This window comes from Yersinia entomophaga, assembly GCF_001656035.1.
GTDB lineage: Bacteria > Pseudomonadota > Gammaproteobacteria > Enterobacterales > Enterobacteriaceae > Yersinia > Yersinia entomophaga.
Window position 1 is genome coordinate 772,150 of sequence record NZ_CP010029.1, and the last position, 26,188, is coordinate 798,337.

Below are 26,188 nucleotides of genomic sequence, written 5' to 3' on the forward strand. Positions count from 1 at the left end.
CAAACCACTCATGCTATTACTTGGTTGGCTACTTTTCAGTCCACCCGTGATTGCGAGTGAAACAACTAACACATCCGCTGTTAAATTATTTACCAGCCCTTGGTCTCGTCTTTTTTCTGGTAATGATGACACATTTTCGACGGCATTAACCTATAGCTCGCCATTGGAAAAAAGTCTGATTAATGTTCCTACAGGGAGATATTCTTCAGAAGAGGTATACAAGGTAAATCAACGGGGGCTTTTTAGTATGCAGTATTCCCCCATAAGTTACTTTTTTGCCAATATGACAATTCGCGTCCCATTGCAAAATGCCAGTAAATACAGTACCGATTACGTTTATAGTTTCGGTTATGATGATTGGCACCCAGGAACTTTCAGTCTGGTCTATGGCAATTACAACGATAATAATAGTTTTTTCCCGGCAGCAGGAACCCAGAGCACTCGATTTGAACAAGGTTCATGGACGTTGGGTTATAAATTTACCTTACCTAAGCCGGTAGAATCCGCATTATTGATTAACAAAAGTGATGCGCTAGTTTGTCAGGTTGGCTACAGTTATGTACCACGTTATTTCTCTGACGCTTCATCAAGCATTGAAGAAAATAAAAGTAGTTTGCTAGGAAGTTGCGGTTATACCCTCCTGCAGCACTATTTCTTACGTTTATCTGCATTTTACTACCCTGACCATAAGCAGCAACAGCCGTGGGATTATGATTATACCTACAGTATTGGCTATACGTCGGGTTATAGCCCCGGTTCCTGGTCAATTCATTATGATAACTATACCGGGACTCGCTACCCGTGGCGGCAGAATGCCAATGCGAACTTTCGTAGTGGGACAATAAATCTCAGTTGGACATTACCTCTATAAATTGAAGGCGTAAGAATCTGTGCTACGCTTAATTACGTTGTTAATAGTTAACTGAGCATAATGTCTTTTGCAAGTATGAAAGTTCATGGACGTGGGCATTCTCTCTTTAAGATGATGCTTGATAAATTAAGTTTATATGAAGCTTTTGGGTAACTTATGCAACCACATCCTTCCGCTACAGGTGTGACATCCATTCTTGTTGTTGATGATTCGGCAAGTTATCGCTTTTTACTGGTTAACCTACTAAGAAATTGGCAATTCACTGTTTTTGAGGCAGAAAATGGTCAAGACGCTTTGGCTATCCTTGATAGTAATTCCATCAATATGGTGATCAGTGACTGGGAAATGCCGGTTATGGATGGGTTGAAACTCTGTACAACTATCCGAAAACAATATTCCGATCGCTATATTTATTTAGTATTGATAACCGTGCGTCAATCCGTCGAGGATTTGATCGCGGGATTAGATGCGGGTGCCGATGATTTTCTGTCAAAACCGATAAATCAAAGTGAGCTACGCGCCCGATTACATGCGGGTGAACGTATATTAATGCTAGAGGCAACCCTCGATGCTCGTAATCAGAAATTGTCCCAAGCCTATGAACAAATAGAAAATGACTTGCAGGCTGCGGCAAAATTGCAACGTAGTGTTTTACCTGCAGAAAAGCTAATGGTGAGTGGTTTTCAAGCTGAATGGATGTTTATACCATCTGCTTATGTTTCGGGTGACTTGTTAAGTTTTTTCCAACTGGGTAATCAACACATTGGTTTTTATAGTATTGATGTTGCAGGGCATGGTGTGGCGGCAGCGATGCTCTCACTGTCAGTTGCGCGCCAATTTCTTAATGGGCGCACGGTGGATAACTTACTGATTTCGCCCGCAGATACCCCCTCTGGTTATCTGATTACCCCGCCACATAAAGTTGTCAACGAACTTAATCGCCGTTTTTGTATAGAGAATGATGATATAGCCACTTATTTCACTCTTATTTATGGCGTTATTGATGTTCAAACCGCGACCGGAGTGCTTTGTCAGGCAGGGCATCCGACACCTTTTATTGTCAGTAGCTCAAGTCAGATTACGCCCATTGGTGAAGGCGGGGCACCGGTTGGACTTATTGATTCGATGGACTATCAGGACACGGTGTTCACTCTGGCTTCGGGTGATCGGCTCTATTTATTCACCGACGGTATTATTGAGTGTGAAAATGCTGAGCAAGAGCTTTTTGGAGAACGACGGTTACAAGAATTACTGGCCGCTAGTCAGCGCGACAGTGTGCAAACCGTTTTTAGGCAAGTACAGCAGGCATTGAAATGCTGGCATCCTGCGCAAAAAAATGACCATCAGAGCGATATTCATAATGGACGTTCTGCATTTAGTGATGATATTTCGTTGCTGGTAATTGAGCGTAATAACAATTCCCTTCTCCTAACAGAATTGTAAGGAAGAAATAATGAATTTTGAAACTAAAACAATTGAAAATGTATTAGTGATAACCCCCTTGATTAGGCGACTCGATGCATCAGTTTCGCTGAAATTTAAAGAAGATATACAAGCAATGATTGCCCGAGGAGCCAATAATATTTTATTGGATTTTAGTCGGGTAGATTTCATCGACAGTAGTTGTTTAGGTGCACTGGTTTCGTTGTTGAAAACCTTAAATGGTAAAGGTGAGTTGGCTATTTGCTCATTGAATAACAATATCCACGGAATGTTCAAGTTAACCCGGATGGATAGGATATTTACTATCGGCACTGATCAACCCGATACCATACAGCAGATGAATTTCGTAGCGCCTTGATTTATAGGGAGTAAATATTTATGAAAGCCATGATCCTTGCTGCCGGAAAAGGAACCAGAGCCAGACCACTGACCACCATATTGCCAAAACCAATGATCCCATTAATTCGAAAACCTATTATGGAATCAATTATTGAACATTTAAGAAAATATGGTTTTAATCAGTTAATGGTGAATACCAGCTATCTGTCTGCGGACATTGAGAATTATTTCCGTGATGGCCATGCCTGGGGAGTGGAAATAGGTTACTCTTACGAAGGTATTATGGAGTGTAATACTTTTGTTGATAATGTTTTGGGGTCTGCCGGTGGAATGAAGCACATCCAAAATTTCTCAGGTTTTTTTGATGAAACCTTTGTAGTTGTTTGTGGTGATGCATTAATTGATGTGGATTTCGATGAGGTATTGGCATTCCATCGAGCTAGAAAAAGTTTGGCAACCTTGGTTATGCGCCCAGTCTCGGCGGATCAGGTAAACAAATACGGTATTGTTGTTACTGATGAGCAGGGTAGAGTTAGTAAGTTTCAGGAAAAACCTAAAAATGAAGATGCATTATCAAACAATGCCAATACTGGAATCTATATTTTTGAGCCGGAAATATTCGATTATATTCCTGATGGGGTTGAATATGATATAGGTAGCCAGCTGTTTCCTAAACTTGCTGAGTTAGGTGTTCCTTTCTACGGTATTGCCTTGCCATTCCAATGGGTTGATATTGGATCTCTACAAGATTTTTGGCATGTCAATCGCATGATCCTTAATCAGGATTTACCTGATTATCCCATGCCGGGAATTAAAATTGCGCCTCAAATATGGTGTGGGCTTAATGTCAAAGCCGACTTTTCGACCTTGGATATTGAAGGGCCAGTCTATATTGGTAGTAGCACAGAAATACAATCTGGCGTGACAATTAGAGGGCCTACAATTATTGGCGCGGGGTGTTTATTAGAGCAAGGTGCGGTTGTCGAACAAAGTTTTATTGCTGATTATACTCGGGTTGGGGGCATTGCACATTTGTATCAACAGATGATTTTTGCCGGGAAAGTTATCTCTCCAGACGGTACAGCAATTGATTTATCTGAAGCGGGTTTACACTGGCTTATTGATGATAAACGGCGTAAAGATATTATTATGGCGGAGAAGTCTTTATTTGAAGAATTGCTAAATAAAGATACGTTGATATGAGTTATCGCCACTATGACTCACAAGGTTGGTTAATGAAAATATGTTTGCCTGCATCATTATCTAGCCTGCTTGTTTTACATGAAAAGTTAATACAATTCATTCACCCCTTAGAGATTGATTCGTCCAGCAGTTATGCTATGGAACTTGCATTGAATGAAGCATTTATCAATATTGTAAAGCATGGTGTTAATTATGATTCCACTCAAAATATTACTATTATAATGCAATATGACAATCATCAACTAGCCGTGACTTTACAGGATAAAGGGAAGCCTATACCCACAGAATTTTTACAAAATAAAAGCGGATTATCTCATATGCCTGAGTTGTTAGCGCCGGATTCGTGGCCTGAAAACGGTATGGGGTTGATGATGATGTTTAATGCTGTTGATGACATCAGTTATACAGTAAAAGAGGGAGTCAATTATCTATCGTTGATAAAAAGAATAGAAGAGAAGACGTGAAAATTATGTTTATTCATAAAATGATGCTCCTTTAACCCCCCGGCAATGGGTTGATTTATCTCACTTATTTTCCTGGATTGACTGAGGTAGTGATAATGGCTTTTTATTTCTCTTCGTTTGAAAACAGGAAACCACCATTACCACTGAAAACTCATTGGGTTACTGAGTTTTTATGGCAAAGTCTGGCGGTTGCTGCGTTTATCTTGGGGGCAAACTACATCCGCTGGCGCTGGATGAATTCACTTAATTACGATGCGCTTTGGTATTCAATCCCCTTAGTAATGGCCGAAACACTGGCTTATATTGGTTCTATTTTATTTACCATAAACCTATGGAAAGTAAGAGATATTCCTGTTCTCCCCGCACCTGAAACCATCGATGACTGTATAGCTCCTGAAGAGAAGCAAGAAAATCGCCAGATAAAAGTTGATTTGTTTATTGCCACCTATAATGAAAATGTCGAATTGGTGCGCTTATCGATTCGTGATGCACTCGCCGTCAGCTATCCCTTCCCTTTAGATTATCGTATTTATGTATTAGATGATGGTAATCGAAGCGAAATGGAGGCTGTCGCAGCAGAAGAGGGAGTTAATTACTTAAGTCGGGAAAATAATATTGGATACAAAGCAGGTAATCTTCGTCATGGGCTGGATATGACGGACGGTGACTTTGTTATTATCTGTGATGCTGATACACGAGTTTTCCCCACAATATTGACGCATACTTTAGGATATTTTCGCGATATTGATGTTGCTTGGGTTCAGACTCCTCAGTGGTTTTATGATTTACCACAGGGCAAGCGATTACCTGAATGGGCAAAGCAAAAGCTAGGGTCGACAGGCTATTTTGTCGGTAAAGGGATTGAGAAGTTGGTTGGCCCGCTCACCGTGGGGCATGATCCCTTTTTTAATGATCCGCAAATGTTTTACGATGTCATTTTACGCAGACGTAATTGGGCTAATGCGGCTTTTTGCTGTGGTGCTGCATCAATTCATCGCCGTGAGGCTATTATGCAAGCTGCGTTACGTCGCTATGTAGATAATATAGAAGATGAGATTGAGAAATATACAAGTGACGTAATTGATAAACAAACCCAGGCAGACTTGGCTAAAGCAATGTTACCTCATGTGGTACAAGATACCGAGCTGATGCCATATAAGTTTCATGTTTCAGAAGATATTTATACCTCTATCGTTTTGCATGGTGATCCTGGCCGTAAATGGCGATCTGTCCTGCACCCGCAAATAGAATCAAAAATGCTCTCACCGCAGGATTTATTGACTTGGATGATCCAGAGATTTAAATATGCAGCTGGTTCAATGGATATTGCGTTGCATGACAGACTTTTCTCCAGTAAGAGGATTAAGCTCAGCGCAATACAAAAATTAATGTATGGGACTACTTTCTGGTCCTATTTTGCCTGTATCTGGAATACGGTATTTTTGATTGCCCCATTGATTTATCTTTTCACGGGTATCCCCCCCGTTTCGACTTATTCATCTCCTTTTTATTTGCATTTTTTGCCCTTCATGATTGTCTCTGAATTAGCATTTATGTTTGGAACATGGGGGATATCCGCATGGGATGGGAAATCGTCTTTTCTTGCTTTATTTTCTATGAATTTACGAGCATTGGATACAGTGCTCCGAGGAGAGAAAATCAAGTTTCATGTGACGCCAAAAGAACGTCAACAGGGCAATTTTTTATCCTTGGTTAAACCTCAACTCGCCATTATTGGGCTGACGTTATTGGGGTTGATTTGGGGAGCGATTCAGATAGCCGAAGGCAACATAAAAGACCCCTCCGGCTTTGTGATCAATATCTTTTGGGGGGGCTGCAAATATTGCAGCTATGATACCGATTGTTTTAGCCGCGCTTTGGCAACCTGAGTATGCTGTGCAGGAGGTTTCCTGATGTCATTCAAATATAACCTCCTTAAGGCGCGCAGTTATCTAGCGATGGTGATCGGTATTTTAATCGCTTTCTCTATTGTGTTGTATGTCGAGAAAAACTCTCAAGATATAGAAGATTCCCGTGTCCATATCAGCTCCAGTATTGGCCGACCATTAGCACCGACTCCTCGACCACTGACTTCCGAAGAAATAATTTGGGCTAAGGCTGCATGGCAATATTTTATTAATAATACTCAGCCGAGTGGTTTAGTTAATTCCGTGGATAAATTTCCATCGTCTACAATGTGGGATACCAGTAGTTATTTTATGGCGATGATTTCAGCACAACGAATTGGTATTATTCAACAGGATGAATTTGATACCCGAATCAGCAATGCATTAGGTGCATTGGCTAAATTACCACTATTTGAAGGCAAGTTGCCTAATAAAGCGTATAATACACAGACTCTGTCTATGGTTAATTATATTAATCAGCCCAGTACCAAAGGTATAGGTTGGTCGGCTATTGATATTAGTCGAATGATGGTGCCATTAAATATATTAGTTTGGAATTATCCCCAGCATGCTGTCGAGGTCAATAAGGTTATTTCGCGTTGGCAATTGGAAGCGCTAGTGGCCGATGATCAATTACAAGGATCGGTAGTTGATGATAAAACTCAGATCATTTCCTTACATCAGGAAGGGCGTATTGGGTATGAGCAATATGCTGCACGAACCCTGCAACTGGTTGGTATTAATGCTAGTTTAGCCCTTGATTACACTGCACATCTACAATTTATTAAAGTTGAAGGAATACTGGTGCCTGATGATGATCGTATCTCGCAAAAAGAGGGGGCGAATACATTTATCGTCAGCGAACCCTATATTTTGACAGGTTTGGAACTGGGTTTTGATCTTTATTCATCCGAATTAGCATGGCGGGTTTTTAAAGCTCAGGAGAATCGTTTTCAGCGTACCGGTATATATACCTCCGTCAGTGAGGACCATGTTGATAAAGCACCTTACTTTATTTATAGCACACTGCATTATGCTGATGAAGATTGGGCTGTAATTACGGATAAAGGCGAGCGCGTTAATCAGTTGCGACAATTATCAACTAAATCGGCATTTAGTTGGTATGCCCTATGGCGCACACCTTATAGTGAACAGACACGAAATCAATTAAATAGCTTGATGGATTCGAGTAAAGGTTGGTATAGCGGAATTTATGAAGTTAATAATAAAATAAATACTTCACTAAATGCCAATACCAATGGCGTGGTGTTGGAAAGTTTGGCTTTTATCAATGGCGGAAGACTACTTTGTGCTGCCTGTACTCAGGTGATGCAATCCGTTGGCGCAACAGATAAACAACTAAAGTAGGAAGATTTTATGATGGGAAATCAGTCATTTTTGATAAAGATAAGTCTCATTCTTAAGGCTGGCTGCTTAATGTTGATTCTTTCGCTCATGCCGTCTTTTAATACCTTAGCCGAATTACCGGGTGATAAATTAGCTGCTGAAAACTACCCTGTGCGGCACGGTGAGTTAACGCCCAGAGAGATGGCGGTTGCAGTTAATGCCTGGCAATATTTTGTCCATAATTTACAGCCTACAACAGGGCTTGTTAATGCAGTTAATAATTATCCTTCGACCACCATGTGGGACAGTGCATCTTATTTGGCAGCGCTGGTTTCAGCTCGCGAATTAGGGATTATTAATAAAGAAGAATTCGATCATCGTATGTTACCATTTTTGAAAACACTGAATAACTTATCGTTATTTCAGGGGCAATTACCGAATAAAGCGTACAACACAATAACTGCTGAAAAAGTTAACTATCTTAATAAGCCGGGTGAGATAGGATTTTCCGCTATTGATACTGGGCGTATGTTAATTTGGTTGAAAATTATTAAAGAACGTTACCCTGAATATGCTAATAGTATTGATAACGTGGTATTGGATTGGGATTTCTCACATGTCATCGATGATTGCGGTACGTTATATGGCGCGATATTAGATAAAAATAATACGCCTCAGTATGTACAGGAAGGGCGATTGGGCTATGAGGAATACGCCGCCAGTGGCTTCCAACTTTGGGGGTTTTCAACCTGTCAGGCATCGCGACCTGAACCTTATGATTTGGCAAAAATTTACTGCGTATTAGTGCCTTATGATTCACGGGACCCACGCACTAATAACCAACATAACTATGTAGTGACTGAATCCTATATCTTGCATGGTTTTGAAATGGGTTGGGATCGCAGTGATGATCGGGCCAATAAAGCAGGAAGCTACAGTCATCCGTGGATGAAGAACTTTGCTAATCGTGTCTATCAGGCACAGGAAAATCGTTATCGTGAAACGGGAATACTGACGGCGCGTTCAGAACATCAGTTGGATAAAGCCCCTTACTTTGTTTACGACACGGTTTTCGCCGATGGTTATAACTGGAATACAATCACCGACCAAGGTGTTTTTGTCCCTGAAAATGCGGCAGTATCATTAAAAGCTGCGTTAGGCATGTGGGTATTGTGGCATTCGCCCTATACCGACAGGCTATTTGATGCGATAGAGAATGCCAATGTGAAAGGATTGGGTTTCAACGAAGGACTTTATGAGAATGGACATGGGCCGATAAATGAATTTACGGCAAATAATAATGGCATCATGCTAGAAGCCTTGTTATTTAAAAAAGAAGGGAAAATACTTCGCTTCACCAGTGGTGATCCCAGCCACAGCGACTATATTCCGTCGCTGTGGGAACGGCAGTTAATTAACGGGTTTGACACGAATAACAGCAAACGAAATAGGCCATATATTGATGCAACTCCTAGCCTGAAAGCATTTTGTGATCAATCGGGCATCGCGATACGTAAAGCACCAAATTGTAAGAGCTGCCAGTGCGCTCAGTGTCAAGATGAAAGCAGCAGCAATAATAATTTATTTAAATTACCGGCAGCAACATCATGCGCAAAACAGTGACGTCTGCCGCTATTGCCTGGGTTATTGGTGCTGGGCTACTGGGTGCTGCGTTTACGGGCGGTATGTTTGTGGCAAGCAGTATTACTCCCAATTCCGTTGCCTATTCAGCCCGTAGTGGTGTGTTATCAGATAATGAGCAATTATGGGCGAAAGTCGCTTGGCGTTACTTTGTTAATAATACGCAAATGGGCACTGGGTTGGTTAATTCGTTGGATAATTACCCGGTTGTTAATTTCTGGCAAATCGGTGACACCTTTGTTGCATTAACCGCCGCTGCTCAATTAGGCCTCATTAATCGGCAGGAGTTTGATCAGCGCCTTTCACTCTTATTGGCAACGATCAGTCAATTACCTTTGGTTGAGGGGAAAACGCCAAATTTGCTTTATAACACTGTCAACGGGCAGATGATTGATTATGCTCATCAGCCAAAACCGTTGGGGTGGTCGGCACAAGATATCGGCCGCTTAATGGTTGGTTTGAAAGTTGTTGCACGTTTTTATCCTGAATATGCCGAGTATCTGGATAAGGTTCTATTACGATGGAATTTTTGTCAGATTATTGATGGTAACGGTGAGTTACTGAAATCGTCTACTGTTAATGGCCAATTTATCGCCAAGCCAGAAGGCGTGTTGGGTTACAGCGAATATACCGCAGGCGCATTTGGGCTGTGGGGGTTTCCTGTAGGAATATCAGCTAATCTTCCTTATAACACCACGTTCATTTATGGCATCCCCATCGATTTCGATATCAGAGATGCTCGAATAACCTATGTACCCACTATTGTTGTCAGTTTGCCTTATTTACTGACAGCGATGGAATTAAAAAATACCCCAATATTTAAACAGCAGAAAAAACGGATAGATAATATTTATCGAGTACAGGAAATACGCTGGAAAAAAGAACATATATTGACGGCGCGTAGTGATTACTTGACCTCGGTTGCGCCCTATCACGTTTACGATACGGTGTTCGCTAACGGTTATCATTGGAATACTATTAGCGAGGACGGGCAATTTCACCCTGATTTGGCATTGGTATCCACCCGTGCAGTTTTTGGCTTATGGGTTTTGTGGAATAGTCCTTATACCGATGCATTAATGAAGTTGACTCAAATGCAGCATGATGAAAAACGCGGGTGGTATGAAGGGCGTTATGAAAATAATGGCGCGTATAACAAGACAATTAGTCTGACGACCAATGCTATGGTCTTGGAAACGCTGCTCTATAAAGTGGCGGGGAGCTTAATTAATACCGATCCTACTGCGGGATATCTGGACGTGCGTATGAGTGATGCTTTTTCACGTCCGCAATTATGCCTGCCGCAAGAAAGAGTCATCCGTCGAGAGGTCGCATCGAAATGAACATTAATTATCGGTGTAGAACTTCTATTTTAAGTTTGGGATTTCTTTTGCAGCTTATCTCGTCGGTTGTGGTTGCTCAGTTGCCATCCACGTCAGATTTGTCCGGTCAGTGGCGAATACGGGATGGCAATCCGCCAGCTTCTGAAGCCTGGCGTGACACCTTGGATGACAGCCAGTGGCAATATTTGAAAGTGCCCGCTAATTGGTATAGTGAGGGCGTCGATCATCAAGGCGTATTATGGTATCGCACTCGGTTTACATTACCGGTTTTAGATACCGATGATATGGCGACTTTGGTATTCGATGGCGTCGACTATCAAACGGACATTTGGCTCAACAATCAACAAGCAGGGCGACATCAGGGTTATTTTCAACGATTTAGCGTCGATATAACCGATATGGCTCGAATAGATAATGTGCTGGCTGTGCGTGTAGATAGCCCTTACGAAACTCCGGGGAAAATTTGGTCATTTCATAAGCAACTAATTAAGGGCGTGTTCAATCATCATGACACCCGACCCGGTGGAGCGTGGTCGGATCGCGGACAAGATGCCAATTCGGGCGGGATTTGGGCTCCGGTGGCGTCACATATCAGTCGTGGTGCCGTTATAGATAATGTACTGGCCGTGCCTGACTGGTCACGGGGGCTTGAACATCCGATTCTAAAAGTGAGTTTGGATTATCGTGCCAACCGCAACCGTTCTGTTGTTATGTTGCTACGTTTGATACCTGATAATTTCATCGGCCAATCTTATCAACTGGAGAAAAGTGTTTCACTGGTTGCCAGTCAGCATAATGCACAAACTCTCACCACCAATTTTCTTATTGATAACCCCGCATTGTGGTGGGTGTCAGGTCATGGGAAACAAAATCTTTATCGGCTAGAGGTCAGTTTCTCGGATCGTTTTGGCATGATGGATGAAAAACATGTTCGCACCGGCTTACGGCAAATTGCGATAGACCCGCAAGAGCAAAGTTGGTCAATCAATGGCAAGCGCCTATTCATTAGAGGGACGAACTATATTGGTAGCCCGTGGTTGGGAAGCTTGACCTCAGCCGATTATCACCGTGATTTAGTTATGATGCAGCAGGCCAATATCAATGCCATAAGGGTACATGCTCATGTGGCTGGGCGGGCGTTGTACGATCTGGCTGATGAGATGGGGATACTACTCTGGCAAGACTTTCCGCTGCAATGGGGATACGATAATTCAGCCTCTTTTGCCAGAGAGGCAGCCAGACAGGCCGCAGATATGACACGGCAATTTGGCAGTCACCCAGCGATTGTATTGTGGTCTGGGCACAATGAACCTCCCTGGGATGCTACCTGGATGCAATATCGTTATTCAGACTGGCGGCCAGACACCAACCGGGCGTTAACCGCGAGCGTTGCACAGGTGCTCAGTCAGGATCATAGCCGAATCACTCATGCTTACTCATCAACCGCAGAACACTATTGGCAAGGGTGGTACTCAGGGCAGAAAAATGATCATCTTAAGCCGGCAACTACCTCAATAATCAGCGAGTTTGGCGCGCAAGCCTTACCTGATTTGGCAACGTTAAAAACGATAATTCCGCGCGCTGATCTGTGGCCAAAAACGACGGATAAACAAGATGAAGGTTGGCGCACCTGGGCATACCATAATTTTCAACCTCATGAGACATTTGAATTAGCTAAAGTGATTCGTGGGCCAAATATCAATACGTTTATCAATAACAGCCAACAGTATCAGTCAAGTTTGATCCAACTCGCCGCAGAGAGTTATCGACGCCAACGTTATCAACCGGTCGCTGCATTATTTCACTTTATGTTCACTGAAAACTGGCCGTCAATTAATTGGGGCGTTGTGGACTATCTCCGTCATCCTAAACCGGGTTATTTTGCTTTGCAGCGAGCTTATCAACCCGTTTTACCTTCTATAGAACCTAAAACAGAAAATTGGGGTCAGGGACAGACAGGGCGTATTGATTTATGGGCCATCAACGATAACTGGCTCAACTATCAAAAAGCATCATTACATTGGAAAATATTGCAAAGTGGCATGGTTTTATCTGAGGGATCGCAGAAAATAAAATTAATGGCGGATAGCGGTCAAAAAGTGATTGAATTGCAAGTTATCCCTCGTGGGATTCAGCCAATGAATGTAATGAGTGACATTATTAACGAACGGGGTGAGATATTAGGCCACAATGAACTCGAAATTCACATTCAACCTTAACTAATACTGCTCATTATTAGCAGAGAATACTTAAGTTCGTCTAGATTGTGGCCGACACTATCTTAAATAGTAGAGTGATCCTATGCTTTAGCCAATAGTGATTATAAGAGTATAGATATTATATGAATCTTTCTCCATTCAGTGCCCATACCCAGCAATCACCCTCATCTTGGCTTTCATTTAAGTTACAACAAAATATTTTGCTGCCGCTGTTTATTTTCATTGTTGGGCTGGTTATTTCAGGTGTGGGAGCATGGTGGCTTTATAACGAAATTGAAGCCAATGCAAAAATAGATTTTCAACGTAATGTTGACAGAGTTTCTGGGGAGGTTGAGCGGCGTTTCAATCTACCTATTTATGGTATGAATGGTGCAAAAGGAACCTATGCGGCGGACGGTGATCTAACCCATAAACAATTTCATGCCTATGTTGCCTCACGTAATTTACCGGTGGAGTTTCCTGGTGTGAGGGGATTTGGTTTTATTCAGCGGGTGCAACGCAACCAGTTAAATTCCTTTATTGCGGATGTCCGAGCTGACGGTGCACCAAACTACGCTCTACGTCAGTTGCAAGATAAACAACATGATGATTTGTATATTATTAGATATATAGAGCCATCAGAAGGAAACCAAGGTGCGGAAGGATTAGATGTTGGCTCTGAGCCGGTACGACGAGCTGCGGTACTCTCGGCAATAGACAGTGGTAAACCGACCCTTTCAGGGGCTATTCATCTTGTCCAGTCTAACTTTAAAGCTCCCGGGGTACTGCTTTTTGTTCCTGTATATATTTATGGCTCAAATCCTACCACTCCAGCTGAAAGGCGGGCGTCATTAGTGGGTGTTCTCTATTCCCCCATCGCAATTGCAGAACTATTAAGTGATATTCCTGAGTCTATGAATGGGCGAGTGGATGTTGAACTATTTGATAGTCTTAACGATTTGTCTAATAAAAATTTGATCTTTGACGCGGACAGTAGCAAATCCGCTGATTTTTCCCCTACCGAACTGCAAAGCGATAAAGTCCTATCCGCGAGAATATTCCATAGCACCAATGTATTACGGTTGCCGGGTCGTGATATGACACTGCGAATCAGTAGTACACCTACGTTCGAAGCGCAGATAGAGCGTTATGTCCCCTGGCTGTTATTTGCTTTTGGACTTTTGCTCAGTTCAGCATTCGCTTTACTTATTCGCCAGCAAGTCAGTGGGCGTAATCGGGCAGAAATGCTGGCTCGGAATATGACTGCAGATCTTGAACGCTTGGCTTTAGTTGCCAAAAATACTTCTAACGCCGTTGTTATTACCGATGTAAAACGTAATATCGTTTGGGTTAACGAGGGGTTTGAACGTATTACCGGATACAGCCAAGCCGAAGCCTTCGGCAAGTCGCCGGGGAGATTACTGCAATGCAAAAATACAGATCGGGGTGTAGCCAGTCAGATGAGGGTGGCGTTAGATGCCGGAGAGCCATTTAAGGGTGAAATCGTCAACTGTACTAAATCAGGGCAAGAATATTGGGTTGAGCTGGAGATCCAACCGCGTTATAACGATAAGAATGAGCCAATCGGCTTTATGGCTATTGAGTCGGATATTAGTGAACGTAAAGCGACTTATCAACGTCTTGAAGTGGCCTTGCGTGAAAATGATGCTTTACTCAGCACCCTTAATTTACACGGCATTACTTCTACCGCAGATCGAGATGGAATAATCACGGATGTTAATGACGCATTTTGTACTATTAGTGGTTACAGCCGCGAAGAACTTATGGGGCAGACTTACCGCTTAGTTGATTCTCATACGCACTCGACTGATTTTTGGCAATCGATGTGGAATGATATTGCTAATGGAATCTCGTGGCGTGGCGAAATTTGTAATAAAGCTAAAGATGGTTCTTTATATTGGGTCGATACTACGATTGCTCCGTTTAATAATAGTTCTGGCCAGGTTGAGCGTTATATTTCCATTCAAGTTGATATTACCGCCAATAAAAATCAACAAGCCAATCTTATTATTGCTAAAAATCAATTAGTCAGAGCGGCAGATGTCGCTGAGTTAGGTATTTGGACCTGGAACATTCCAGAAGACACGCTTTCTTTCGATGATCGGATGAATGATATCTATGGTGTCCCTGAGGAATTACATAATGCTCCTATCCCGTTGGCATATTGGTATAGCCTCTTGCATCAAGAGGATGTTCCCAATGTTAAAAGCGCGATAAAAGCTGCATTAGAAAATAAAAGTGTCTATCGTCAGGTTTTCCGTATTGTGGTGAAAAATCAAGTCCATTTTATTCAATCAACTGGAACGGTTGAACAGGATGAAAATGGAAAAGCCTTATTGATGATGGGAATTAATCGGGATATTACTCAACAACGTGAGGCCGAAAATATCCTGAAAACAGCAAGAGAAGCGGCTGAAAAAGCTAATAAGGCCAAGTCTGCATTTTTGGCTAATATGAGTCATGAACTACGGACCCCGATGAATGCCATCCTCGGCATGCTGACATTACTGCGTAGAACGGGACTTGATAGGAAACAAGCTGATTATGCCGTTAAAAGTGAAGCCGCCACGCGTACTTTACTGCGATTGCTGAACGATATTTTGGACTTCTCCAAAATCGAATCCGGTAAAATGGAACTGGAATGCATTCCTTTTGACATTCATATCATGCTGCGTGATTTGGCGGTTATCTTATCGAGCTATCTGAAGGTTAAAAAGGTTGAGGTCTTATTTGATATTGACCCTTCACTACCTCAGTTTGTTGAGGGAGATAGTATGCGACTTCAACAGATATTAACCAATCTGGGGGGCAATGCGCTGAAGTTTACCGAACTTGGTGAGGTGGTGCTTTTCATCAAGGTTATAGCGCAGGATAGCCATCAAGTGACGTTGCATTTTGGGGTGCGCGATACCGGAATTGGCATTGCGCCAGAGAATCAGGAAAGTATTTTTAGTGGTTTTACGCAAGCTGAAGCCTCGACAACGCGCCGGTTTGGTGGCACGGGCTTAGGGTTAGTGATAAGCCAGCGCTTTGTTGCACTGATGGGGGGGACGCTCACCTTAGAAAGCCAACTGGGTCAGGGGAGTCTATTTCATTTCACTATCACGCTGCCGCTGCCTTCTTATACCAATCTGGTTATAAATAATGAAACACCAGATACGTTGGCAAGCAGAGCGGAGGCATTGAATCATTTACGGGTCTTGGTCGTTGATGATAATCCGACGGCCTGTAACCTGATCAAGCAGATGGGGGAATCGCTAAAGTGGAGCGTTGATGTTGCAACCAGCGGTAGTGATGCACTGCAACTGATGAGACAGCAGCATGAAAGGGGTATGACTTACGGGGCGCTCTTTATTGACTGGCAAATGCCGGGGTTAGATGGCTGGCAGACCAGTAAATGTGTGCGTGAAATGATGCCAGTAGATAACGGCCCTATTATTGTCATGATAACCGCCCATGATCGCGAAATGTTATTACAGCGTAGCGAAGAAGATCAGGCATTACTAGATGGTTATCTGGTTAAGCCGATCACGGCATCTATGTTGTTGGATTCAGTGAACGATGCATTAAGTGAACGCAAACAACCTGATGTTGTGAAACCGGCAATAGCCGAATCTTTACACCGACTGTCTGGTATAAGACTGTTAATTGTTGAAGATAACTTGAATAACCAACAAATAGCCCGCGAGTTACTTGAGGATGAGGGGGCTGTGGTCAGTATTGCTAACCATGGTAAAGAGGCGATTGAGATATTAGAACATCATCCGTCTTCATTTGATCTGGTCTTGATGGATTTACAAATGCCGGTTATGGATGGCTTTAATGCGACAAAGTATATTCGAAAAAGTATTGGGTTAAAAAACTTACCGATTATAGCCATGACAGCCAATGCGATGGTATCTGATCGTGATGCCTGCCTTGCTGCGGGCATGAATGAGCATATTGGTAAACCCTTTGACTTGAATAATCTAATACACATCGTCCTAAAATACAGTGGGCAAGCTGATGTTGCCGCCACGGTTAGTTATATGACCCCTCGCTTGTTATCTGCTGAATTAAAAAATGTTGCGGCAACGGCAGGAATTGATGTTGATGTTGCCCTTAATCGATTAGGAGGCAATATTACGCTATACCAAAAAATGCTGTCGCTGCTCAGTGAGGATTTGGCTAATTTCCCCACTCAGTTGGAGACATTGTTGACTGCAGGCGACCATATGTCTGCATCTCGTCTGTTACACACTGTCAAGGGACTTGCCGCGCAACTGGGGGCCACTGAACTCTCTTTGAGCGCAGGGCAGGGAGAAAAGTTATTTAGCCAGAATGCAATACCTACAGCAGACACGATTAATCAATTACTGAGCGAGATGAGAAATAAAGTATCCGCTATACAATCTGGGATAGTGACATTAATCCAAATGCTATCGCAGGATAATGTGAGGAATGTCCCGGCAGAGGTATTTGATATACAACCTATTGAGTCGGAATTGAATCGTTTGATCTTGTTATTACAAAACTCTGATATGGCTGCGTTAGAGGTGATGAATAAATTGATGACGACTTTTGCTGAACAACTTAATGGACAATTATCTATCCTTAATGATGCAGTCAATCAATTAGACTTTGCCAAAGCTATCCAGCTATGCCAAACCCTAATGGTTAACCTTCCTACTCGGAGAAATAAGAAGACATGACTATAATCCATTCTTTTTCTCAAGATTTGGCCTTAAATTTACCAGGGGTTGGGAAACCCAAGATCCTTATTGTTGACGATCATCCGATAAATATTCAGATGCTCTATCAAGCATTTTGTTCGGATTATCATGTGTGTATGGCAACCAGCGGTAAACAGGCGCTCGACGTCTGTCTCAGTCAACATCCAGACTTGATTCTGCTGGATGTCGAAATGCCCGGAATGAATGGTTTTGAGGTCTGCACCAGACTTAAGGCATCGCCAGACACGCAGGATATTCCTGTTATCTTTGTCACTGCGCATATTGATGAAGAGACCGAAACCCGCTGCTTTAGTGAAGGTGCCGTAGATTTTATCAGTAAACCGATTAACAGAAACACCGTTCGGGCGAGAGTGAAAACACACTTATTGCTTAAAGCTCAATCTGACTTATTACGCCAACTCGTCTATTTAGATGGATTAACCGAAGTACATAACCGGCGTTACTTTGATAAACAGTTAGAAGTGGAGTGGAAACTATCAAATCGTAACCAGACTCCACTTGGCATGATTATGATTGATGTTGATTTTTTCAAAAAATATAATGACTTATATGGGCATCAGGCCGGGGACGATTGTTTGCGGAGGGTTGCAAAGGTTATCCGAGATACACTCAGACGCCCTGCTGATCTGGTGGCCCGTTATGGCGGCGAAGAATTCATCTGTTTGCTCCCCGACACCGAGTTAGTTGGAGCAATGGATGTTGCGGAAACTATCAGACTGCATATTCTTGAGCAAAAAATCCCACATTCTGGCTCCACTGTTTACCCGTTTGTCAGTGTTAGTTTGGGGGTCTGTTGTAAAGAAACCCATAGTGTAGATTCACCCTCGAGTCTTTTGCTCAAGGCTGATAAACAACTGTATCTGGCAAAGAATAGCGGTAGAAATAAGGTGAGTGGTCAGTGTGTTATCTGAGTGAGGTATAAGGGGCTTTTTATCAACAAAGATAGGATTCGCGCTCTTCAGTTTAGCGTGGAGCGGTTTTAGTGCGCATGGCAGATGAAACGAGACATGCACCGCTATCAATTATGCTGCGGTATTTATTGAAGATTCAGGCTTGACGCTTTCAATATGGATACTGGGAATATAAGTAAAAGATCTGCCTAATGTCACCGTCCAATAAACCCTACCAAACTAAAGCCAATCAGTGATCGAATCCTGCAATCTGTTACAGCCTTAAGAATTACAGGTATAATCCTAGAAATTATTCAACTGGTTTAGAAACGAAGATGACAAAACTCACCTTACAAGAGCAGATGCTCAAAGCTGGATTAGTAACCAGCAAAAAAATGGCCAAAGTCCAAAAAATGGCTAAAAAATCTCGGGTGCAGGCTCGTGAGGCAAGAGAGGCTGTGGAAGAAAATAAAAAGGCACAGCTTGAGCGCGATAAACAACTAAGCGAACAACAGAAACAAGCGGCTTTATCTAAAGAACATAAAGCTCAAGTGAAACAGCTTATTGAAATGAATAGAATCAATATCTCAAAAGGTAATATTGATTTTAACTTCACAGATAATAATTTAATTAAAAAAATAGCTGTGGATAAGCTTACTCAATCTCAGTTGATCAGTGGTCGCCTGGCTATTGCTCGTTTGGCTGCTGATAACAGTGATGAGAGAGAGTATGCAATTATTCCTGCGAGCGTAGCCGATAAAATTGCGCAGCGAGATGCGAGCAGTATTGTATTAAATAGCGCGCTTAGTCAGGAAGAACAAGACGAAGAAGATCCCTATGCTGATTTTAAAGTCCCAGACGATTTGATGTGGTAATTAACGCTTTGCCGATCCCGATATATGAAAAGTCCTAACGGGCTTTTCATTAAGTTTTCATGTCCAATCCGTTCAGCGAAAAACGCCAATGCCGCGTATGATTTTCACTGTTCGCGATAGATATCAGGTTTACAGTCAACACTATCTGATTAATCACTCTCATTTCCACTTTAATGCCATACTCCGTGCCTTCGCGGCAGCATCATGAGAGATATTTTCGCTATCAGAACGGGCTAGTATGACGGGCTTTGATCAACTCTTGGCTGATGGGATGAACAAAATGCAACTCACTTGCGTGCAGCATCAGCCGCGCTGTCTGTTCGGTGCCGGGTAACCGAAGGCCGCCATACAGGTCACAGCCCAAAATGGGGTGGCCCAACTGCTGACAGTGAATGCGGAGCTGATGAGTTCGCCCGGTTTCCGGTATTAGCCGTACTCGCGTCAATGGCAGTAACCTCCCATCTTCCAGCTCGCGATAAAAGCGCTCAACGACCCGATAATGGGAACGAGCAGGTTTGCCGCGGATTGAACAAATCGACATCAACGGAAACAGCGCCGCATCTTTGGCAATCGCCGCGTCTATCACCCCTTCATCGTTGTCCAGATGCCCGCAAAGCAGCGCGCTATAAACTTTGGTCACTGTACGTCGGCTAAACTGCTGGCAGAGCGCGGCATTGATAGCCTTATTGCGGGCAATAACCATCAGCCCGGAAGTACCGAAATCAAGGCGATGAACCAGTGTACAGCCAGGGAATATTTGTACCAGCCGATGGTGTACCGAGTCGAGATTTTGCGGGTTTTTCCCCGAGAGACTGAGCAGTCCGGAGGGTTTATTGATAAGCACGAGGTGATCGTCCTGATAGAGATTTTCGATCTTGTCATGGCACGGCGGGGCAATAAAGGTATCGATAATCTTAGACATCAGGTGACTCGGATAGATTGTGTGAGCGGATGATAACACGCTAGTTTTAACGGATCGTTGCTATCAGCGATAGTCTTTGATAATTGCATCGACATCGATGCTCAGTATGGCGCTAAAAACGTTATCCCATATTGATCGGATTGGATGAAAAGGCGCCTGTCACAAATAAAATATCTGAGCATCCGGTCAGCGTAGGCGGTATTGCTCGGTATAGCATCGCTGTTTTGTCCGTGCCCTCAAATTGGCTGGCCGAGGTTAAAGCTATGTTCTCGAGGACCTGCCATCTTGCGGATAAGGTAAGCTTTTTTTCAGCGTTTGATTCCTCGATACCCCTCAAACTGGGGAGTCTGCTGTTATGATAAAAAAGTCGTAATATTGACTAATCTTATTGCGAGTGATGGTCGGATTTGTATGATGGAGAATATCGGGCCAGGCAAGTAAGTGAGTTGGCAACCAAACTTTGGTTGCCATTTTCTGTTCAGTAAGGGACACCCGTGCGGTCATCGTATAATGGCTATTACCTCAGCCTTCCAAGCTGATGATGCGGGTTCGATTCCCGCTGACCGCTCCAAATTTTAGATACAACTGAGGAAACGATGAAAAAATCACTGGCTACGTTGGTTTTATCATTGGGTTTTGTTGCCGCATATGCTGGCGCGTCAACAACTAAAAATCGGCTGCAATCGCCGACGCCAGGTGTTGTATGCGACACATACGTTTGTGCCGATGGCAAAAATGGCATATCAGTGCCGCTGACAGAGCGGTATTTAGGTAAGAAGAAAAGTCAGCGTTTAGCCTCTCAGGGGGATTTCGATCGCACGCAATTTACCTTTGTAAATGGCATATTCTGTGACGTGAAAGAAAGATTATGCCGTAAAGATCGTTATTACGGTATTGACGGAAAACACAGTGGCGCCATTGACACACAGACAACTGAATGGTTGTTCGGCCAGAAAAAATAGCGCGAATTTCGTATTCCTCGTGGTGCTTAACACTCCAAATCGCAAGGCTCACTTCGGCGGCGGTATTTTTAAACGATGCCGATGAAGGCCGCGAGCATTCCCATGGGGCTTTGCCCGTAGAAGGTTCATGTTGAATCTCAATTCGTCCAACCGCCATCGGAATAAATGGCGGTTGGCGAGGGGGAGTTAAAACGAGATTACTTCACTTTGGTTATTTGTTTGACATCTAACTCAACGGAGTTCCAGTCTTTATCTATTTTCCCTTGCAATTCTACGGTATCTTTCGGGGTCACCGTCAGGCCATACCAACGCTTATGATCGATATCTACGGTCATGGTGCCAGTTGCATCGCGGAACAGGTAATGATCGCTGCCAATACGCTGCTCGATGTTCCCGCGCAGTGTCATCCAAGAGTCATCCCGCATGGTTTTATTGCTTATCTGGTTGGTAACGCGTGAGCTCGCTTCGCTGCGCCGATTAGCAACCCGCCTGAGCCAGCGCCAGCCTGACGATGAAACGCCGCTGCCGTTGACTGCGATTCCAAGTGAAGTCAAACCGCTGGTGACGGCGCTAAACAGCCTATTTGCCCGAACGGGTAATATGCTGGTGCGCGAACGTCGTTTCACATCGGATGCTGCCCATGAGCTGCGTAGTCCGTTGGCCGCACTTAAGGTACAAACTGAGGTCGTTCAGCTGGCACAAGATGATACCGAGATACGAAATCGCGCTTTAGCCAATCTGACAAAAGGCATCGATCGCGCCACACGCCTAGTGGATCAGTTACTTACACTATCGAGGCTGGATTCATTATCGGGGTTAGATGATGTGCAAGACATTGCCATGCAGGATATCTTGCAAACTGCCGTGATGGATCATTATCACACTGCTCAGGCAAATGGCGTGGAACTCATACTGGATATTCGTCAGCCACCGTCACAGCGTCGCGGTCAGCCCTTATTATTGGCATTATTGATACGTAATTTGCTAGATAATGCTATTCGCTATAGTCCGCGTGGCACCACGGTCAAGATCACGTTAGATGCACAGGGATTTAGCGTCGAAGACAATGGCTCAGGCGTTAGCCCCGAATTTTTACAACGCATCGGGGAACGCTTTTTCCGACCGCCGGGGCAAGAGACATCCGGCAGTGGATTAGGCTTATCCATCGTACAGCGCATTGCGGTATTGCATGGAATGACCACGAGTTTTAGCGCTGGGAAGAACGGTGGATTTCGGGGCGAGGTGAGCTGGTGGTAGATTTTTGCTATTTCGTTATTTCAACTATCATAATTGGTGCAGCTGGATACATATAACACTAACAAATATTCTGGGTCAATGTAGAAGGGAGCAGATTGTTAGATAACTTTACGTATATCTTTCTTCTATTAATAGATTACTGCCAATAGCATTGAAATCAATCAGAATGTGTATCGGCGCGCGATGATATTTTATGTTTGGTAAATAAATATAAGGGATTAGTTAAATATTTATATCACTTATATTTAACTAATCCCTTAGATGGAAATAATTATAGAAATCACTCTGTTTAATATTTGTTTATAAAATATGCTTTTTGAATCTGATATGTTTATTCGGCAAATTTGATAAGGAGGTTATTATGTCTGGATTTGTGGATTTCAAACTGGTTCATTCAGGAGCGCCAGTTACAATTAGTAAAACGGCTATTCTATATGTCGAGGAAAACACTCGCGAGGCTAATGTCACCAACTTACATTGTGTTGGTAGTATCACCCATGTTGTTAGCGCAACATACGCTGAAGTTCGCAAGAAACTACCCAAATTTATCGAAACAAAACGCAGTGACAATGGAACGCCAAAAGTGGCATTACACGACTGGAATGTTTCATATATAGAGAAAAGCAGCAGCGGTACTGCAATAGTCTATTTTACAGAGCAAGGACTTAGTGTTCCTGTAGCAGAGCCGTATGAGAATATTATTAAAATTTTCCATGCGATATAATATTAAATAACCTGAGCAAGGTGGGGTAAAGCCCCCACTAACCCTGAACTTATCTTGGTTAATAACGGTTAAATCATGCATACATTGATGATTTACTTTCATTAGTGTATGCATGGCTACCAATGATACCTCATAGGTAGCCTGGCTCTTAAACTGTGAGTTATTACTCGTTAAACTAAGGGCAGCGAAGGCGTTTATGATGTACTGATGTTTTTATTCAAGGTACTTCGCTTAAATAAGCGCTGGAGGAGGGAGGAAATCGTTCTAAGAAGTTTGTAGGTAGTGCTATTGTGACTAGTATAGTGAACTAAGATTTTCTTTTTATTATTAATTCTGTAAAACTTACCTCGTGAAGATTGTAACTCTAAATCGTCGCTTATTATAGCGGTTTTCTTTTTTAATCGGCTAAATAGCTGGTGGATGTTATTGTTACTAATGGTTGTCTCTTTTTCTGGCCAGATTGAGGAAAGTAAGACGTCTCGATCTATTTTTTCACCGTTTATTGCGTTTTTTATCAAAACCATAAATAAACAAAATTCTTTATTTGTCAATTCCACACTACCTTTCCAGCTGTAAACCACTTTGTCGTCAATTGCCACAAAATATATCATCGTCGCTCCATAATGAAAAAAGTCACATGCAAATATATCGCAGTCAGAATGGTTTTGTAAGATCACTTTCAATTTCAAACTAATTATATTGATTAGCCTCATATTTTTATTAAAAAATAACCAAACCGCTTAACATTATAATTTCTATTTATGATGTTTTTTTACTTATACGGTTAATGGTATTGGCTTACATTCATTAAATCAGGTCATTATGAACTGTAGCCCAATGGAGGAAGGCTAAGGTAAGTGATTATATTGTTTAAGTTTCAATAAATACAAAGCCAACTGGATTTTCATGATGTAAGTTACCTGAGGTATTCTTACGTTCAACTCACATTCAATTTTAACCGTGGAATAATAAGTCACTTTTCTATTATATGCTTATAAATAACTTACAGATTAATTTTAATGGTTAACTTGTTGACTATATTAGTTACATTAAATAAAAATTCACTATTAAGTATCAGTAGTGAGCAGTTTGATTTTAAAATAACATCCATTGATTAATCCATGTCTGTACAACTGAGTTGCGCCGGCAAATAAGATGACGATAAGAAGTAAACAGATAGATTTAGTTGGCGTAATAATACTATTTGTTGTGTCAATTTTCTTGGTTCCTGACTAAAACATTAAGGTTTCTCAGTTAAGCTATATACGATAAATATTGGCATCTTTCTATTGCAGGATGATTTCTAGTGCTAAGCATTATAGCCAGGAGTAAAGGAAATAACGCTTTAACGATACCACCATTAATTTAAAAAATGGAGTCTGAAATGGAAAAAGAAGAAAAAAGCAATCTCATCTACGATAAAGATCCTGGATATGTGTGGGACAATAAAAATGAATGCGAAGGAGCAGCAGAAGAGACCTATCAAGAACTCAATTATGAACCCTCTATATCGGCAGATAAACTCACCTGGACCCCAACCCGATTGGCGAAAACCGTATTTAATACTTATGAGGATGATGACGATTTTAACGTACTTTGTTATTTCACCGATTGGTCACAATATGACCCCAGAATAATCAACAAGGAGATTCGTGATACTGGTGGGAGAAGCGCAGATATATTACGACTTAACACACCGGATGGTCGACCCTTTAAGCGGCTGATCTATAGCTTTGGTGGATTAATCGGTGACAAAAAATACTCAGCTGATGGAAATGCCAGTATTGCAGTTAGGCTGGGCGTAGCAACTGATCCCGATGATGCGATCGCCAACCATAAAGGAAAGACGATTCCCGTCGATCCCGATGGTGCAGTGCTTGCAAGCATAAACTGTGGATTTACAAAATGGGAGGCAGGGGACGCCAACGAACGTTATAACCAGGAGAAGGCCAAAGGACTATTGGGTGGTTTCAGATTGCTTCATGAAGCGGATAAAGAACTGGAATTTTCCCTCAGTATTGGCGGTTGGTCAATGAGCGGCTTATTTAGCGAAATTGCCAAGGATGAGATATTACGTACCAATTTCGTTGAAGGTATCAAGGATTTCTTTCAACGATTTCCGATGTTCAGTCATCTGGATATTGACTGGGAGTATCCAGGTTCTATTGGGGCCGGTAACCCAAATAGTCCCGATGATGGTGCTAATTTTGCTATTTTGATTCAACAGATTACTGACGCAAAAATCTCGAATTTAAAGGGGATTAGCATTGCGTCTTCTGCGGATCCGGCAAAAATTGATGCAGCAAATATTCCGGCGCTAATGGACGCGGGTGTGACCGGTATTAACCTGATGACCTATGATTTCTTCACTTTAGGTGATGGTAAATTATCTCATCATACTAATATTTATCGGGATCCTAGTGACGTCTATTCGAAGTATTCAATTGATGATGCAGTGACTCATTTAATTGATGAGAAAAAGGTTGATCCTAAAGCCATTTTTATTGGCTATGCGGGCTACACGCGAAATGCAAAAAATGCCACGATAACAACAAGTATACCGTCAGAAGAAGCCTTAAAGGGCACCTATACTGATGCTAACCAAACGCTAGGCAGCTTTGAGTATTCTGTCCTCGAGTGGACAGATATTATTTGCCACTATATGGACTTTGAAAAAGGGGAAGGACGCAACGGCTATAAGCTTGTACACGATAAAGTAGCGAAAGCGGATTATCTCTACAGTGAAGCAACTAAGGTGTTTATTTCTCTGGATACGCCACGCTCGGTTAGAGATAAAGGAAGATATGTAAAAGATAAAGGTCTGGGCGGATTATTTATATGGTCAGGCGATCAGGATAACGGAATATTGACCAATGCCGCGCATGAAGGGTTGAAGCGACGAATCAAAAATAAGGTGATTGACATGACGCCATTTTATCTTGATTCCGATGAAGAATTACCTACCTACACAGAACCGGCTGAGCCACAGTGCGAAGCATGTAATATCAAATAAATAGCCTCAGATAATTAATACTATTAACGAATCAT

17 protein-coding genes, 1 tRNA gene and 3 pseudogenes are annotated in these 26,188 nt (G+C 42.5%); 18 read left to right on the forward strand and 3 right to left on the reverse strand.

Features of this window, described 5'->3' with window-relative positions; translation table 11 throughout:
- Positions 1-10 precede the first annotated feature (10 nt).
- The 13 genes and pseudogenes from PL78_RS03660 (at position 11) to PL78_RS03720 (ending at position 19,275) form a co-directional block, all read left to right on the forward strand.
- Positions 11-871, forward strand: a complete 861-nt coding sequence (locus PL78_RS03660; protein WP_064518232.1) for a hypothetical protein — start codon at positions 11-13, stop codon at positions 869-871.
- Between the two features lie 156 nt (positions 872-1,027).
- A complete protein-coding gene (locus PL78_RS03665; RefSeq protein WP_064513199.1) occupies positions 1,028-2,314 on the forward strand; it encodes a PP2C family protein-serine/threonine phosphatase in 1,287 nt (428 codons plus the stop codon).
- A 10-nt stretch (positions 2,315-2,324) separates the two neighbouring features.
- Entirely contained in the window at positions 2,325-2,672 is a 348-nt protein-coding gene (locus PL78_RS03670; protein ID WP_064513200.1) for an STAS domain-containing protein, read from the forward strand.
- A 20-nt stretch (positions 2,673-2,692) separates the two neighbouring features.
- Complete coding sequence (locus PL78_RS03675; RefSeq protein ID WP_064513202.1) at positions 2,693-3,856, forward strand: nucleotidyltransferase family protein; 1,164 nt, start codon at positions 2,693-2,695, stop codon at positions 3,854-3,856.
- Positions 3,853-4,320 (forward strand): ATP-binding protein, encoded by a 468-nt coding sequence (locus PL78_RS03680; protein WP_235601000.1) that lies wholly within the window; start codon positions 3,853-3,855, stop codon positions 4,318-4,320. The genes PL78_RS03675 and PL78_RS03680 overlap by 4 nt, the downstream gene beginning before the upstream one ends.
- A 95-nt stretch (positions 4,321-4,415) precedes the next feature.
- A pseudogene (locus tag PL78_RS03685) lies at positions 4,416-6,234 on the forward strand (glycosyltransferase family 2 protein).
- Complete coding sequence (locus tag PL78_RS03690) at positions 6,234-7,595, forward strand: DUF3131 domain-containing protein (RefSeq protein WP_064513204.1); 1,362 nt, start codon at positions 6,234-6,236, stop codon at positions 7,593-7,595. The pseudogene PL78_RS03685 and the gene PL78_RS03690 overlap by 1 nt, the downstream one beginning before the upstream one ends.
- Before the next feature lie 87 nt (positions 7,596-7,682).
- A complete protein-coding gene (locus PL78_RS03695; protein ID WP_064518236.1) occupies positions 7,683-9,197 on the forward strand; it encodes a DUF3131 domain-containing protein in 1,515 nt (504 codons plus the stop codon).
- Positions 9,182-10,558, forward strand: a complete 1,377-nt coding sequence (locus PL78_RS03700) for a DUF3131 domain-containing protein (RefSeq protein ID WP_064513206.1) — start codon at positions 9,182-9,184, stop codon at positions 10,556-10,558. Before PL78_RS03695 ends, PL78_RS03700 begins: the two co-directional genes overlap by 16 nt.
- Entirely contained in the window at positions 10,555-12,777 is a 2,223-nt protein-coding gene (locus PL78_RS03705) for a glycoside hydrolase family 2 protein (RefSeq protein WP_084414276.1), read from the forward strand. Before PL78_RS03700 ends, PL78_RS03705 begins: the two co-directional genes overlap by 4 nt.
- Positions 12,778-12,899: 122 nt before the next feature.
- Positions 12,900-17,468: a CHASE domain-containing protein gene (locus PL78_RS03710; protein ID WP_064513210.1), complete on the forward strand. Its 4,569-nt coding sequence runs from the start codon at positions 12,900-12,902 to the stop codon at positions 17,466-17,468.
- Entirely contained in the window at positions 17,465-18,421 is a 957-nt protein-coding gene (locus tag PL78_RS03715) for a diguanylate cyclase (RefSeq protein ID WP_064513212.1), read from the forward strand. The genes PL78_RS03710 and PL78_RS03715 overlap by 4 nt, the downstream gene beginning before the upstream one ends.
- A gap of 314 nt (positions 18,422-18,735) precedes the next feature.
- The gene (locus tag PL78_RS03720) at positions 18,736-19,275 is read left to right on the forward strand and encodes a DUF2058 domain-containing protein (protein ID WP_064513213.1); all 540 of its coding nucleotides are present in this window, start codon (positions 18,736-18,738) and stop codon (positions 19,273-19,275) included.
- Between the two features lie 223 nt (positions 19,276-19,498).
- Here the strand turns inward: PL78_RS03720 and PL78_RS03725 are convergent, their stop codons facing one another.
- Positions 19,499-20,197, reverse strand: a complete 699-nt coding sequence (locus tag PL78_RS03725; RefSeq protein ID WP_064513215.1) for an RluA family pseudouridine synthase — start codon at positions 20,195-20,197, stop codon at positions 19,499-19,501.
- Positions 20,198-20,693: 496 nt separating this feature from the next.
- Between PL78_RS03725 and PL78_RS03730 the strand changes: the two genes are divergently transcribed.
- Both PL78_RS03730 and PL78_RS03735 read left to right on the forward strand, forming a co-directional pair.
- A tRNA-Gly gene (locus PL78_RS03730) sits at positions 20,694-20,768 on the forward strand.
- 25 nt (positions 20,769-20,793) lie between these two features.
- Positions 20,794-21,159, forward strand: a complete 366-nt coding sequence (locus PL78_RS03735) for a YcgJ family protein (RefSeq protein ID WP_064513217.1) — start codon at positions 20,794-20,796, stop codon at positions 21,157-21,159.
- Positions 21,160-21,356: 197 nt separating this feature from the next.
- Here PL78_RS03735 and PL78_RS20125 read toward each other — a convergent pair.
- Positions 21,357-21,596 (reverse strand): annotated as a pseudogene (locus tag PL78_RS20125) (YgiW/YdeI family stress tolerance OB fold protein); the annotation flags it as partial.
- Here PL78_RS20125 and PL78_RS03745 point away from each other — a divergent pair.
- Together PL78_RS03745 and PL78_RS03750 are read left to right on the forward strand one after the other, a co-directional pair.
- Positions 21,583-22,416: pseudogene (locus PL78_RS03745) on the forward strand (ATP-binding protein); the annotation flags it as partial. The pseudogenes PL78_RS20125 and PL78_RS03745 sit on opposite strands and share 14 nt — an antisense overlap.
- A 361-nt stretch (positions 22,417-22,777) precedes the next feature.
- Positions 22,778-23,140 (forward strand): hypothetical protein, encoded by a 363-nt coding sequence (locus PL78_RS03750; protein WP_064513219.1) that lies wholly within the window; start codon positions 22,778-22,780, stop codon positions 23,138-23,140.
- Between the two features lie 194 nt (positions 23,141-23,334).
- Here PL78_RS03750 and PL78_RS21045 read toward each other — a convergent pair whose 3' ends face one another.
- Entirely contained in the window at positions 23,335-23,853 is a 519-nt protein-coding gene (locus PL78_RS21045) for a helix-turn-helix domain-containing protein (protein WP_084414278.1), read from the reverse strand.
- Positions 23,854-24,524: 671 nt separating this feature from the next.
- Here PL78_RS21045 and chi1 point away from each other — a divergent pair.
- Positions 24,525-26,153: an insecticidal toxin complex chitinase Chi1 gene (gene chi1 / locus PL78_RS03760; RefSeq protein WP_235601002.1), complete on the forward strand. Its 1,629-nt coding sequence runs from the start codon at positions 24,525-24,527 to the stop codon at positions 26,151-26,153.
- Positions 26,154-26,188: the final 35 nt, after the last annotated feature.

Excerpts from the sequence above, each read along its gene's own strand:
- PL78_RS03660 (WP_064518232.1), top strand. The coding sequence starts at position 11 with ATGCTATTACTTGGTTGGCTACTTTTCAGTCCACCCGTGATTGCGAGT.
- PL78_RS03665 (WP_064513199.1), top strand. The coding sequence starts at position 1,028 with ATGCAACCACATCCTTCCGCTACAGGTGTGACATCCATTCTTGTTGTT.
- PL78_RS03670 (WP_064513200.1), top strand. The coding sequence starts at position 2,325 with ATGAATTTTGAAACTAAAACAATTGAAAATGTATTAGTGATAACCCCC.
- PL78_RS03675 (WP_064513202.1), top strand. The coding sequence starts at position 2,693 with ATGAAAGCCATGATCCTTGCTGCCGGAAAAGGAACCAGAGCCAGACCA.
- PL78_RS03680 (WP_235601000.1), top strand. The coding sequence starts at position 3,853 with ATGAGTTATCGCCACTATGACTCACAAGGTTGGTTAATGAAAATATGT.
- PL78_RS03690 (WP_064513204.1), top strand. The coding sequence starts at position 6,234 with ATGTCATTCAAATATAACCTCCTTAAGGCGCGCAGTTATCTAGCGATG.
- PL78_RS03695 (WP_064518236.1), top strand. The coding sequence starts at position 7,683 with ATGCCGTCTTTTAATACCTTAGCCGAATTACCGGGTGATAAATTAGCT.
- PL78_RS03700 (WP_064513206.1), top strand. The coding sequence starts at position 9,182 with ATGCGCAAAACAGTGACGTCTGCCGCTATTGCCTGGGTTATTGGTGCT.
- PL78_RS03705 (WP_084414276.1), top strand. The coding sequence starts at position 10,555 with ATGAACATTAATTATCGGTGTAGAACTTCTATTTTAAGTTTGGGATTT.
- PL78_RS03710 (WP_064513210.1), top strand. The coding sequence starts at position 12,900 with ATGAATCTTTCTCCATTCAGTGCCCATACCCAGCAATCACCCTCATCT.
- PL78_RS03715 (WP_064513212.1), top strand. The coding sequence starts at position 17,465 with ATGACTATAATCCATTCTTTTTCTCAAGATTTGGCCTTAAATTTACCA.
- PL78_RS03720 (WP_064513213.1), top strand. The coding sequence starts at position 18,736 with ATGACAAAACTCACCTTACAAGAGCAGATGCTCAAAGCTGGATTAGTA.
- PL78_RS03725 (WP_064513215.1), bottom strand. The coding sequence starts at position 20,197 with ATGTCTAAGATTATCGATACCTTTATTGCCCCGCCGTGCCATGACAAG.
- PL78_RS03735 (WP_064513217.1), top strand. The coding sequence starts at position 20,794 with ATGAAAAAATCACTGGCTACGTTGGTTTTATCATTGGGTTTTGTTGCC.
- PL78_RS03750 (WP_064513219.1), top strand. The coding sequence starts at position 22,778 with ATGTCTGGATTTGTGGATTTCAAACTGGTTCATTCAGGAGCGCCAGTT.
- PL78_RS21045 (WP_084414278.1), bottom strand. The coding sequence starts at position 23,853 with ATGAGGCTAATCAATATAATTAGTTTGAAATTGAAAGTGATCTTACAA.
- chi1 (WP_235601002.1), top strand. The coding sequence starts at position 24,525 with ATGGAAAAAGAAGAAAAAAGCAATCTCATCTACGATAAAGATCCTGGA.